Origin of the sequence: Streptococcus mitis (genome assembly GCF_000960025.1) — a bacterium.
In the GTDB taxonomy this organism is placed as follows: Bacteria; Bacillota; Bacilli; order Lactobacillales; family Streptococcaceae; genus Streptococcus; species Streptococcus mitis_DH.
Genome location: NZ_JYGQ01000003.1, coordinates 101,856 through 114,785, shown reverse-complemented (window position 1 = coordinate 114,785; position 12,930 = coordinate 101,856). Strand labels below are relative to the sequence as shown.

General features: G+C 43.2%; 11 protein-coding genes and 2 pseudogenes. 2 read left to right on the top strand and 11 right to left on the bottom strand.

All coding sequences use genetic code 11. From position 1 onward, the window contains the following. The first annotated feature begins 78 nt into the window (after positions 1–78). Positions 79–261 carry a 50S ribosomal protein L32 gene (rpmF, locus tag TZ91_RS06360; RefSeq protein WP_000290417.1) on the top strand — a complete coding sequence of 61 codons (183 nt, stop codon included), beginning with the start codon at positions 79–81 and terminating at the stop codon, positions 259–261. Between the two features lie 15 nt (positions 262–276). After that, positions 277–426, top strand: a complete 150-nt coding sequence (rpmG, locus tag TZ91_RS06355; protein ID WP_001265622.1) for a 50S ribosomal protein L33 — start codon at positions 277–279, stop codon at positions 424–426. A gap of 182 nt (positions 427–608) precedes the next feature. Here rpmG and TZ91_RS06350 read toward each other — a convergent pair whose 3' ends face one another. The 11 genes and pseudogenes from TZ91_RS06350 to TZ91_RS06305 all read right to left on the bottom strand — a co-directional run bounded on the left by TZ91_RS06350 (position 609) and on the right by TZ91_RS06305 (position 12,827). Continuing rightward, entirely contained in the window at positions 609–1,856 is a 1,248-nt protein-coding gene (locus tag TZ91_RS06350) for a toxic anion resistance protein (RefSeq protein ID WP_033687493.1), read from the bottom strand. Positions 1,857–1,877: 21 nt separating this feature from the next. Continuing rightward, positions 1,878–2,684, bottom strand: coding sequence for a coiled-coil domain-containing protein (locus TZ91_RS06345; RefSeq protein ID WP_033687494.1), 807 nt, complete (start codon positions 2,682–2,684; stop codon positions 1,878–1,880). 610 nt (positions 2,685–3,294) lie between these two features. Beyond that, positions 3,295–3,906 carry a 30S ribosomal protein S4 gene (rpsD, locus tag TZ91_RS06340; protein ID WP_000092756.1) on the bottom strand — a complete coding sequence of 204 codons (612 nt, stop codon included), beginning with the start codon at positions 3,904–3,906 and terminating at the stop codon, positions 3,295–3,297. Positions 3,907–4,100: 194 nt separating this feature from the next. Further along, entirely contained in the window at positions 4,101–5,153 is a 1,053-nt protein-coding gene (locus tag TZ91_RS06335) for a sensor histidine kinase (protein WP_033687496.1), read from the bottom strand. Further along, positions 5,150–5,848 carry a response regulator transcription factor gene (locus TZ91_RS06330; protein WP_033687498.1) on the bottom strand — a complete coding sequence of 233 codons (699 nt, stop codon included), beginning with the start codon at positions 5,846–5,848 and terminating at the stop codon, positions 5,150–5,152. Before TZ91_RS06330 ends, TZ91_RS06335 begins: the two co-directional genes overlap by 4 nt. A gap of 123 nt (positions 5,849–5,971) precedes the next feature. Next, the gene (locus TZ91_RS06325; protein WP_474104091.1) at positions 5,972–8,527 is read right to left on the bottom strand and encodes an SSURE domain-containing protein; all 2,556 of its coding nucleotides are present in this window, start codon (positions 8,525–8,527) and stop codon (positions 5,972–5,974) included. A gap of 54 nt (positions 8,528–8,581) precedes the next feature. Next, positions 8,582–8,683, bottom strand: a pseudogene (locus TZ91_RS10875) (YSIRK-type signal peptide-containing protein); the annotation flags it as partial. A gap of 115 nt (positions 8,684–8,798) precedes the next feature. Continuing rightward, on the bottom strand, positions 8,799–9,815 hold the full coding sequence (locus TZ91_RS06320) for a glycosyltransferase family 2 protein (RefSeq protein WP_033687501.1): 1,017 nt from the start codon (positions 9,813–9,815) through the stop codon (positions 8,799–8,801). A gap of 155 nt (positions 9,816–9,970) precedes the next feature. Beyond that, positions 9,971–10,636, bottom strand: a complete 666-nt coding sequence (locus tag TZ91_RS06315) for a potassium channel family protein (RefSeq protein ID WP_033687502.1) — start codon at positions 10,634–10,636, stop codon at positions 9,971–9,973. A 13-nt stretch (positions 10,637–10,649) separates the two neighbouring features. Beyond that, a complete protein-coding gene (locus tag TZ91_RS06310) occupies positions 10,650–12,029 on the bottom strand; it encodes a TrkH family potassium uptake protein (RefSeq protein ID WP_033687503.1) in 1,380 nt (459 codons plus the stop codon). A 33-nt stretch (positions 12,030–12,062) separates the two neighbouring features. Continuing rightward, positions 12,063–12,827: pseudogene (locus TZ91_RS06305) on the bottom strand (nucleoside phosphorylase). Positions 12,828–12,930: the final 103 nt, after the last annotated feature.

Genomic DNA, 12,930 nt, shown 5'->3' with positions numbered 1-12,930 from the left:
AAAAAATGTGTTATCCTAGTATGGTTGATGAAAATCAGTAGATTGAATCGAATATAAATACCTAAAGGAGAAATCAAAATGGCAGTACCTGCACGTCGCACTTCAAAAGCGAAGAAAAACAAACGTCGTACACACTACAAAGTAACAGCTCCATCTGTAAACTTTGACGAAACTACTGGAGATTACTCACGTTCTCACCGTGTATCACTTAAAGGATACTACAAAGGACGTAAAATCGCTAAAGCTGCATCAGCTGAATAATAGAAGGGAGATACCATGCGCGTAAATATTACACTTGAACACAAAGAATCTGGTGAACGCTTGTACCTTACTTCTAAAAACAAACGTAACACTCCAGACCGTCTTCAATTGAAGAAATACTCACCAAAACTTCGCAAACACGTTGTGTTTACAGAAGTTAAGTAAGCATTCAATACGAATCAATACAGAAGAAAAACGCTAATTCAAGCGTTTTTTCTTTTTGTTAATTTCAGTACATTGCAAGACAAATCATTCGAATGACTACATTTTTTGTGAAATAAATTAGACTCTAATATATAGAAAAATCCAAAATCCCCTGCAAATCTACATTACAAGGGACTTGTGTGTTATTCTTGTACTTCTTTCTGGGCGGCCTTGCCTTGGTCTAGAAGGGCTTGGACGATTTTCTCATCGCGTAGCTTGACAGAATCGTTGATCATTTCTGCGGACTTAACGATAGTTGTTTCTAGCTGGGCACGTTTCTGGCGTCCCAATTCAATAGCAGCGACGATACCTTGGTTTTGAGCGACCAGACTTTCAGCCAGTTTGGTAACCGATTCGACAGCGACTGTCGGGCTTTGGGCAATTCGTTCCATCTGCGGAATCACTTCCTTACTGGTTTCAGCTAACATCTGAAGAGCAGCATTATTGGCATTGACAATGGCATCTGCCACAACACCTGATTTCATTGACTGTTGCAAAATACCCAGTTGAGCAATAGAAAGCTTCATTGTTGGAATCGTATTGCGACGAAGCATGCCCAATTTTTGGCGCATATCAGATGACACCTTCACAAGATTGCGCATCTGAGGTGTTGTTGCCCAGGCAACATAGAGACGGCTGACATACTCAGTGTGTTGTTGTTCAAGAGTATTAACCACTTCAGCCATGCGGGCCAATTCTTGTGACTTGGTTTGGTATTCTACCGTACTTGTATCAAGTTGGTCAGTTTGAGCTTTCAGTTCGGCAGCGCGATTACCAGCTTCTGTCTGGCTGGCTTCGATAAAGGAAATCACTCCCACTAGATTTTCAATGGATTTGGTATTGTCCTCAATCAACATCTCAGCAGAGACGATATTTCGAGCTAGCACATCTTCTTGCTTGACCACTGCAGCTGCCATACCATCGAGCTTTTGCTCCACTGTTTTTGAGTCAAAGTAAAATTCTTGTAGGGTATTCTTGCTCTTGTTAAACAATCGTTGCAAAAAGTTTGGCTTTTCTTCTAACTCAGCAATTTCAGCGTTCTTGTATTTAACTACAAAGCCTTGCAACTCACGGTTGGTATTTTTGAGTAGATCATCCACTTGGGGAATCTGCAGTTTCTTTTGTTCTGACAAGATACGATTGACCGTATTGTTCACACCTTCGACAGCAGATTGTCCAAAATCTAAAAGAGCATTTTGATTTGTGACAAACTGGTCTACTAACTGGGGCACGTGCGCCTTGATTCCTTCTTGCTGCTCAGGGCTCAACTTTTCAAGGAAGGTTAAGGTCTTGTCCGAGCCAGTATTGGTCTCGATGATTTGGGTTGTTTTATCCACCTTAGCTACCGTATTATTGGCAATCTGGTCAATATCAAAATTAAATTCTGTCATGGTTACTCCTTTATTTCTAACCTATTCTTTACGATCTTTTTCTAAGATACGCAGACTGATATCAAAATCACGCATATCTGTTTCATTGAGTTCTCTCAAGACTTGGTCTAGCTCAAGGTCAAATTGTTCGATAGCTGCTTTAGCTTGCTCTAAGCGTTCTTCTGCCCGATTATAGTTTTTAGGATTGGCCTTAATCTTTAAATAGCCTTCTAAAATCGTTTGGAATTTCTCCATCTTCAAACTATGAATGGCCGTCAATTCTTCCTTATCCCCCTCAGCAGAGGTGGCAATCTTGTCTAAAATGGCCTGATGGTCAATGGCAATATTAGCCAAGGTTTGGGACAATTCTGGAGCTAATTCCTCTGGCTCCGCATTTTCAAGATCTACTTGACTTTCTCTATCCAAATGTTCTAGCTGAACATCGATGTTTGCCCTTACTGTACGAACCTTTTTGTCAATACGGTTGTAGACATCAGCATCGATATAGGACTTGAGACGATCCGCCTCCTGATGGATTTCCCTCAGTTCAATTAATACTTGATTGGCCAGACTCTTATAGGCCTCTGAGCCTTTTTCTACTAAAGTTCCCTCCAATTGCTGAATATCCTTGTCCGCCTGACGAATCCGAGCTTTTAAAAGCTCAATCCGATCGTCGAGCGAAGCATCCTGTAAAAGAGGATAGCGCCAACGTTTATAGAGGCGATAACCACCATAGCCTAGCAGGACACAAGCCGCAAGTGGGAGAGCATATTGAACCAAAAGGCCCAGTAAGAACAAGAAGCCCCAAAAATAGAGACAGCCTTTCCAAAAACCATTACCCGATTTCATAAACATTCCTTATTTTCAATTTATAAGTCTATTTTAGCACAAAAGACAAAAATGAGGGCGGAAATCCCCTAGAAAAGAGTTGATTTCTTTGCTGTAGAATGGAACTTGGTAGCGCGTGTGCTAATTTCAGTGAAGCGGACTCAAACCACAAACACACTCTGAGGAAATATAAAAATAAAAACTTGAAATATTGGGTGTTATATGTTAGAATGAATTTACAATGTGAGTAAAGTTACAGCATATGTAACTAAAAAACCCCACCGTGCCACCGATGGGGTTTTTGCTACCCTCTTAAAGGGTTAACCATTACTTCTTACGTTTCTTAAGCCATAACTTGAAAAGCTCAGATAACACGTTAATAAGTAACGGAGCTAGAAACACTGTGAGTAAAGTTTCTAACATATGTAACCCCTCCCTTCCTTAAAGTGAGGGGGCAAAATATTATACCATACCAGATTTATATCATCAACATCGTGTCATTCTTGAAATAGCTAGACTTAGATACACAAATAACTTTACTAGAAAATTTCTCAGTAAACCCAGAAATCAACATTTTAAGACAAAGCAAAAAGCCCACTGTTGTAGGCTTTCTGTAAGATATATCTTAAAATTAAAGCATCTTGTTGTAGAATTCAACGACAAGTGCTTCGTTGATTTCTGGGTTGATTTCGTCGCGTTCTGGCAAGCGAGTCAATGAACCTTCCAATTTTTCAGCGTCGAATGATACGAATGCTGGACGTCCAAGAGTAGCTTCTACTGCTTCAAGGATTGCTGGAACTTTCAATGATTTCTCACGAACTGAGATCACTTGACCTGGAGTTACGCGGTATGATGGGATATCAACACGTTTTCCGTCAACAAGGATGTGACCGTGGTTTACGAATTGACGAGCTTGACGACGAGTAGTCGCAAGACCAAGACGGTAAACAACGTTATCCAAACGACGTTCCAAAAGAAGCATGAAGTTGAAACCTAGGATTCCGCCTTTGATTTTTGTAGCTTGTACGAACAAGTTACGGAATTGTTTTTCACCTACACCGTAAGTGAAACGAAGTTTTTGTTTTTCAGCCAATTGCAAACCGTATTCTGACAATTTAGAACGGTTGTTTGGTCCGTGTTGTCCTGGTACGTAGTTACGACGTGCCAATTCTTTACCTGTACCTGTAAGTGAAAGGCCAAGGCGACGAGCTTGTTTCCAAGATGGTCCTGTATAACGTGACATGTGAATGTCCTCCTGATATAAATAATATTTCGGTGGAAATAGTCACTTAGAAAGCCCTGATTCGTGCAGATGCCCTTCGCCTAAACAGCCAAGGTTACTTATCATAAGACACCTGTTGACGAGCTTCATGCTTTCCTGCTGATATTTCGCACAAAATCCATTTTACCATGAATGGCTAGATTTGTAAAGGGGTTTTAAGCTTTATTTTCACTGCCAGAGAGGTTGAGAAGGAGGGTAAAGGTGCTTCCGAGGCCGTACTGGCTGGTAACTGTGATTTCTCCACCTAATTGATGGGCCAATTCACGCGCAATCGCAAGCCCTAAGCCATGACCACCTGTTTTCATGTTACGCGAAGTTTCTACACGATAAAGGCGTTTGAAAATATTCTCCAAATCCTCTGGGGCAATCCCCTGTCCCTCATCAGTCACACTGATTGAAAGCTGGTTATTTTCCAGCTTAGCCACCACTTCCAGCTTGGTTCCTGGAGCTGAGTATTTAAAAGCGTTATTGACCAGATTCACCAAGATACGAGAAAGTTTAGCATAATCTCCTTCAATCCGAGCAGACTCTGGGATTACCTGCAAGTGGACATCTCGCTCCTCCTGTTCAATCAAAAATTGAAATTCACTCATGCACTCAATCAAGAGCTGGTCCAGAAAAATGCTGTCCTTGCTGGTCGTTTCGACCTGATTTCTAGCTGTGTTTAGGGTCAAAAAATTCAACTCCTCAACCAGTTTATTGAGTCTTTCCGTCTGACGCCCAATGGTTGCTAGATAATGGTCCTGTTCTCCTTCCTTGATAACCCCATCCAAAATCCCTTCTACCGTCGCTTGGATCGAAGTGATGGGGGTCTTGATATCATGCGAAAGTTGAGCAATCATCAAGCCCTTTTCACGTTCGCTTTCTTCCAAGGAATCAAAGGTGGCCTGCAAATCATGGGACATTTCATTGAAAGCTTGTCCTAATTGCTGAAATTCTAAAGGTCCTTGAACCTCCAGATTTGAAGGAAAATCCTTGTCCGCTACCCGCTTGGCATGTTCCTTAAGTTTGCCCAATGAAGTAAAGACAGGCGATAGGAGAAAGAGACTAATCCCAGCACCGATAAAACTAGCCACGAGAGTCATACCCACTAGGAAATAAATTTCTCTTTCTTCAATTAGCATTCGCTGGATGGCCCAAAAAACCACGATAATCGTTAGGAGTGTTGAAATGACATACCCCACTAAAATGTAACTTTTTAATTTCATTGACTACCTCGTGCTTTCTCAATTTTATAGCCCAAGCCCCAGACGGTTTTGATGGTCGGTGTTTCTGCACTAGCATATTTAGCCAACTCCTGTCGAAGAGCATGAATATGAACATTCAAGGTATTAGTGTCATCCACATAGTCTTCCTGCCAGACCTTTTCATAGAGGTCTGTCTTAGAGAAAACCCGCTCTGGATTGCTGGCTAAAAGCCATAGAAGTTCGAAGGATTTGACGGTCAAATCAAGCGCCACATCTCCGACTTGGACCTCATGACTACCGTGATTCATCCGTAAATTCCCGAGACTGACGACCTCTGTCTCACCTCCACGATGAAGGCGACGCAAGATATTGTGGACACGCAAAACCAGCTCACGAGGACTAAAGGGCTTGGCAATAAAGTCATCTGCCCCTAAGCTCAAGCCGTAAATCTTGTCCTGCTCACTGGTCTTAGCCGTGATAAAGAGAAAAGGCTGATCCGGAGATTGATACTGAACTTCGCTAATCAAATCATAACCATCCATCCGAGGCATCATGATATCTGTAATAATCAAATCAATTGGTTTTCTCTTGAAGATTTCTAAGGCCTCTACTCCATCATGGGCCACCAAAACCTGATATCCTGCCTGAACCAGATAACGTTGATGAATATCTGTGATTTCTACCTCGTCGTCAACGAGTAAAATTGTCTTTCCCATCTGTCTCTCCTTTGAAAAAAACAGTGCTATACCACAATAGTATAACACTATTTTAATCTCTTTACGAACATTCTAAACGATATCTGGATTTTTCATATCCTAGATAGAAAGTCTGTAGCTAGACTAGTCATTTTCTTCTTTTTTAGCTTTCAAACCGAGTCCACCTAGAAGTCCGGCCAAGGCTAATCCAAAGAATCCAAGAGTAGCCATTGATGTTTGGGCTTCACCAGTATATGGAAGCATGTCTTTTTGGTCTTTCATTTGATCAGCCATCATTGGACTTGATACCTTGTTATTAGATACCATCTTGCCTTCATCAGACATTTTGCTTGAGGCTGCTGGAGCTTGATCTTGTTTCATGCTTGGTGTTGCCATAGGCTGGCTAGCATTCATGGTTTTGTCCTGCTCTTTGTTAGGCATCATCTTATCCTGACTAGCAGCTGGCATTTTAGATTTCATCTCATCTTGATTGGCACTAGGCATTTGAGCGTTCATCTTAGATGCATCTTGATGACTATTCATCATTGGAGCCGGCATAGCTGAACCATTAGAAGATGGGACGAAACCTGACTGCATCGGAATCAGAGACTGATGTCCATGCAAGTTCACTGTCAAATCTTTTGTCGCTACGAGATTGCTCAAATCAGCCTTGCCATCTTTGGCACCGTATACCTTGATAGTTGCCTTGTAGCTTTGAGTGCCGTTTTGTTTCAAGAGGTCTAGAAGTTCTTTATCTGATTTGCCTTGAGTTCCTGCCAAGTCTACTTCGTAGAAGTAAAGGCCTTTGCCCAATTTTTCCACTGGTGGAAGAGCGGGGTTTTTAGCTGAACCGTTGTCTGACCATGGAGCCTTGTCTGAGGCTTTCAAGATAAGGCGGGTTAACATACCGTCACCAGCGAAGAATTCGTATGGAATGACTTGGTTGACACCAGCTGTGAATGGCCCTGGGAAATTCGCTTTATCCAAATAAGTAGCTGGGACGTCTACTGTATCTTTAGTATTGTCAGCTACGCCTTTTTGCACTTCAGCTGGAGTAGTTAAGCCGTTCAAGTTGACATCCAAATCCTTAGTCGCTACAAGATTAGTCAAGTCGGCCTTGCCATCTTTGGCACCGTATACCTTGATAGTAGCTTTATAACTTTGAGTGCCATTTTGTTTCAAGAGGTCTAGAAGCTCTTTATCAGATTTTCCTTGAGTACCGGCCAAATCCACTTCATAGAAGTAAAGGCCTTTACCCAATTTCTCTACTGGTGGAAGAGCAGGGTTTTTAGCTGAACCGTTGTCTGACCATGGAGCCTTGTCTGAGGCTTTCAAGATAAGGCGAGTCAACATACCGTCACCAGCGAAGAATTCGTATGGAATGACTTGGTTGACGCCGGCTGTGAACGGACCTGGGAAGTTAGCTTTATCCAAGTAAGTAGCTGGAACGTCTACTGTATCTTTAGTATTGTCTGCCACACCTTTTTGAACTTCAGCTGGAGTAGTCAAGCCGTTTAAGTTGACATCCAAATCTTTTGTCGCTACAAGATTGTTCAAATCTGCCTTGCCATCTTTGGCACCGTATACCTTGATAGTAGCTTTATAACTTTGAGTGCCATTTTGTTTCAAGAGGTCTAGAAGCTCTTTATCAGATTTTCCTTGAGTACCGGCCAAATCCACTTCATAGAAGTAAAGGCCTTTACCCAATTTCTCTACTGGTGGAAGAGCAGGGTTTTTTGCTGAACCATTGTCTGACCATGGAGCCTTGTCTGAGGCTTTCAAAATCAGACGAGTCAACATACCATCACCAGCGAAGAACTCGTAAGGAATAACTTGGTTGACACCAGCTGTGAATGGCCCTGGGAAGTTAGCTTTGTCCAAGTAAGAGGCTGGAACATCCACTGTGTCTTTAGTATTGTCAGCTACGCCCTTTTGCACTTCAGCTGGGGTGGTCAAGCCATTCAAGTTGACATCCAAATCTTTTGTCGCTACGAGATTAGTCAAATCGGCCTTGCCGTCTTTCGCACCGTAAACCTTGATAGTTGCCTTGTAGCTGTGAGTTCCATTTTGTTTCAAGAGGTCAAGAAGCTCTTTATCTGATTTACCTTGGGTACCTGCCAAATCCACTTCATAGAAGTAAAGGCCTTTGCCTAATTTTTCTACTGGTGGGAGAGCGGGATTTTTAGCTGAACCGTTATCTGACCATGGAGCCTTGTCTGAGGCCTTCAAGATAAGGCGAGTTAACATACCGTCACCAGCGAAGAACTCGTAAGGAATGACTTGGTTGACACCGGCTGTGAATGGTCCTGGGAAATTGGCTTTGTCCAAGTATGTAGCTGGAACATCTACTGTGTCTTTGGTATTGTCAGCCACGCCTTTTTGGACTTCAGCTGGGGTGGTTGCTGGTTGAGCTTCATTTGCTTCACGGTCTTGTCCAGAAACTGTAGGCGCAGGATTTGTCGCAGGTTTAAGCGCATCTTCTGTTTCTTTCTTAGATTCTGGTTTTGCTTGCACTTCTTCTTTTGGCGCTACCACTTGGTCTTTATCAGCTACATTCACTTTTTCTGGAGAGTTTGTAGCTTCCAAGCTTGCTTTAGGTGTTGAGTCTACCTGTTCTGAAGGAAGAGCTGTATCGACTGCTTCTTTGAGAAGTTCTGCTGGTAAGTCGCTCTTTTCACTCACCGAAGCAGCGTCTGGCACGACTTGGGCAGGGGTTGGATTGACCACATCGGCACGTACAGAACTTGGCTGACCAACTAGGACAAAAAAGCCACTGGCCACAACAACTGAGGCAACACCGACACTAAGACGGCGAATAGACCAACGAGTATATCTTTGATTTGGATTGAATTTCATAGGATTCTCCTTAGAGTTTTTCTTTATTTGATGACTCTAGTATAATCTCCTAAAATTAAAAAGGATTAAGAAAAAGTTAAAATTTTTCTTAAATCCCTCTTATAAAATACTTATATTAATTAAATCCATAAACAGACTTGGTAATTTGATAGACGACATTGGAAAGTTTGCGAGCTGGCAAGACCGAATGTTTGGTCAAACGGCTCAACATGGTCTTGCGGATAGCCTGAAAAACCTCTGGATTTTCCTGCTGAATATAGGTCCACAGCTCCCGTTTTTTGGCAAGATGCTCTGCTGTGCCTGCTCGGTTGAGTAGGGCACTGGAAATCACCGTCGTAATCTCAATATGATTCAACAGATATTCTCGCATTTGGGGATGACTCACTTTGGATAAATCAAGCTGGTCTACCAAGAGTCGATTGACCTTGAGTTGCTGGTCAATGCGCTTAATCATCACTTGCTCATTGACAGACTGGTCCTCACGCCCAATCAAATAACGATAGAAATCGACAGGCAGATAGTACATGGCCTTAACCTGCTGAAGGGGGGTAAAGACAAAAAGATTATCGACATAAAAGGTATGCTCAGGCAATTGGAACTGGCTCGCTCGCAACAAATCTGTCCGATAAATCAGCGAGTGCATCATGATATACTGGCCTTTTGAGAAATTTCCGACCTGATCCCAGCCAAAAATCTGTTGGACAGGCAAGACTGACTCATAACTCATACTCTTCTTACGAGACTGACCTTCCTTTTCATAGACAAAATTGGTCACAAAGGCATCAACTTCCTGTCCCTCACTCTCTAATTCCTTCAAGGTTTCAAGAATTTTTAAATAGGCACGAGGATCTACCCAGTCATCACTATCAACTACTTTAAAATAGCGCCCAGAAGCCTCCGCTAAGCCGCGATTGACGGCACCCCCATGGCCTTTATTTTCCTGATAGATGGCTCTAACGATGTTAGGATACTTGCTGGCCAAACGCTCAGCGATTTCCTGAGTCTGGTCCTGAGACCCATCATTGATAATCAAAATCTCAACTTGCTCACCACCAATAACTAGCGACTCCACACAGTAATGAAGATAGGCAGCGGCATTATAGCTAGGGATGGCGATAGACAATAACTTCATAATCTACTCCTTTAGGGGACTGATTTCTTCTTTCTCTCTTGTCACTTCTTTCTATTCTACCATAAAGTCCAGCTTTTGAAGGACTTTTACTAGAATACAAGAGTTGCTATCTCTATTTGCTATTTTGGACATCAAAAAAGAGGGGATCACCCTCCTTACGAATTTAATTCTGCCAAGTCATCTAGATACTGGTTGTTAATGACCGCCAAGATATAGGCATCTGCTTTCAAGAAGTCATTAGGACCAAACTGGACATCCAGTGGTGAATTTTCTTGTTCACGAAATCCTAGGATATTGAGGTTGTATTTGCCACGTAGATCCAGCTGACTCAGGCTTTGACCTGCCCAAACACTCGGAATTTTCATCTCCACGATAGAGACATTTTTATCCAGCTGAAAGACATCAACATTGTTATGAAAGAGAATGGTCTGCGCTAGGGACTGCCCCATTTCATACTCAGGTGAAATCACCGAGTCAGCACCGATTTTTTCTAGCACCTTCTTAGCTGTCTGGCTTTTGACCTTGACAATAACCCTTGGTACACCTAGACTCTTACAATGCATAACTGCAAGCACACTCGACTCCAGATTTTCCCCTGTTGCCACTACAACCGTATCACAGGTATCAATTCCTGCAGTTCTGAGGAGTTCCTCGTCTGTAATATCGCCAACAACTCCACGCGCCAAAACTGGCTCAAATTGATTGATTCGCTCGGCGTGGTCGTCAATGGCAATAATATTCATATCTTGCTTGGCAAGGGCCGTCAGGACACTACTCCCAAAAATCCCCAAGCCTAAAATTCCAATCGTACGATCTGACATCGTTCTTCCTTTCTTATCCAATACTAATATCTGCTTTCATATACTGAATCAAATCTTTCTTATCAGGCTGGTAATCTGCTAGACTAACCAGCAAGGTCAAGGGACCGATACGGCCAATAAACATGAGCACCATGACAATGCTGAGAGCTAGCTTGCCCAATTCTGGCGTCAGATTTGCCGTTACCCCAACTGTCGCAAGAGCTGAAATGGTCTCAAACATGAGGTAGATAAATCGCGGTGTTCCTTCTGCTGTAATTCCCAACAACATCAAGCCCAACAAGAAGGTCATCAAAAAGATAATGAAGACACTAAAGGATTTTTGGACTGTTCGAACCTCAATGGTTCTCTGCGCAACATTGGCATGAGGCAAGCCCAGCAATTCACTACGCGCAAAGACCAATAAGACAAAGAAAGTCGTAATCTTGAGCCCCCCAGCCGTTCCTCCAGGCGCCCCTCCGAGAAACATCTGTAAGATATAGATAAACAAGGTCACAGGCCGAGCTTGGGTGTAGTCAATAGAGGCAAAACCAGCCGTTCTCATACTGACGGTTTGGAAAAAGCTAACCATCACTTTCTCTGGAACGCTGAGATTGCCAATGGTTCCAGGATTGTGCCACTCCGTAAAGAGTGTGGATACCGTCCCAAACAGCAAGATCCCTGCAGTCAAGAATAGAACCAGCTTGGTGTGGAAACGAAGACGGCGTTTTTTCTTCTTGTCAAACTGGGTTGCCAAGTCAAACCAGACCATAAAGCCGAGACCACCCGTGATAATCAAACCAGCAATGACCAGATTGATCAAGGGATCCGTCTGAAAAGCCACTAAACTGCTACTGCCGAAATTATCAAAACCAGCATTACAAAAGGCTGAAATGGCTAAAAAGATAGAGGTAAAAATGCCTCGTCCCCAGCCAAACTCAGGAATAAAACGAAAACTTAGTAGGAAGGCACCCAAGCCCTCTACCAGAAAAGTCGTCAAAAAGATGAACCGCATAAAGGCCTTCAGCGACCGAGTCTCCCCGTAACTAAAACTCTCCTGAATGGTTTCACGACTGCGAAGACTGAGCTTTTGCTTCCCCTGAATATAAAAGACCCCGATAAAGGTCATGAGCCCCAGACCACCAATCTGTATCAAGAGCATACAAATCAACTGCCCCCAGACATTATAGGTAGTAACTACCGGTTGCGTAGAAAGGCCGGTTACACAGACCATAGACACCGTCGTAAAAAGATGGTCAAAATAAGTAGCCTGCGAACCACTCGCCTGAACAAAAGACAAACTCAAAAGGAGAGAACCTATAAGAATAACTCCAGCGAAACTTAAAAAGATACGACGAGCTGGCGAAAGTCCACCCAAGGCCCTTTCAATTTTTTTAACAAATAATTTGAATAACATACATCCATTGTACCATAAAAAGAAGGAGAGTAGCTATATCTGAAAGGCTATCTCAAGGCAGAGTTCCAAGGCCTTCTCGAAAGCTTCTGAACCCCAGTCACGACTATCGTACTGGTCCAAGTCTGCTAAGGAATCAGCTGTGAACAACAATTCACCCCAGAGAACCCCACGCAGTTGGGCTACTGCCGCGAGCGCAGAACACTCCATCTCCACAACAGCACAGCCTTCTTCCTTGCGATAAGCCACCTTTTCAGCCGTTTCTCGGTAAAAACCGTCTGTCGTCCAGGTCATGACTTCTTCATAGGGAATCCCTCTGGATTCCAACACTCGCTCAATAGCAGCAATGGCCTCTGGCTGAATTTCCATATAACGAGAAGGTGCCACATAGTGATAACTAGCTCCTTCATCTCGCAGTGCGCGAACAGGGACTAGAAAGGCATTTTCTTCTATATCAGCCAGCACACCACAGGTTCCAGTGGAAATGATTTGCTCCACACCATAGCTAATCAACCAATCCATAAACTGGGCTGCTGGAGCGGAGCCAACAGGTGCCTGAGCCAGACAAAGTTCCTCGCCCTTTTAGCTCATGACATAGACTGGATAGGTCTTGGTGGCAGAAACAAATTCACCGACACAGTCCGCCCCTACTTCCTTCGCATAGCGGTCAATCTCTTCACCTAAAAATGCATAGACACACTTCTTGGGCAAGTGCAAGTTCAGCCCCTCGTGATTGGGCATGATAACCGCCTGAGGATTGTCATCAAACTCTAAAATGGGAATCGCATGTTTCTGAATCATAACCCACCTCCTCTAATTTTGTACTATTGTATCAAAAGCTGACCGAGTGTCAAGGAGGAAGCTGATGACTTGAGTCAGTAAACAAAGACGGGTAGCCTAACAA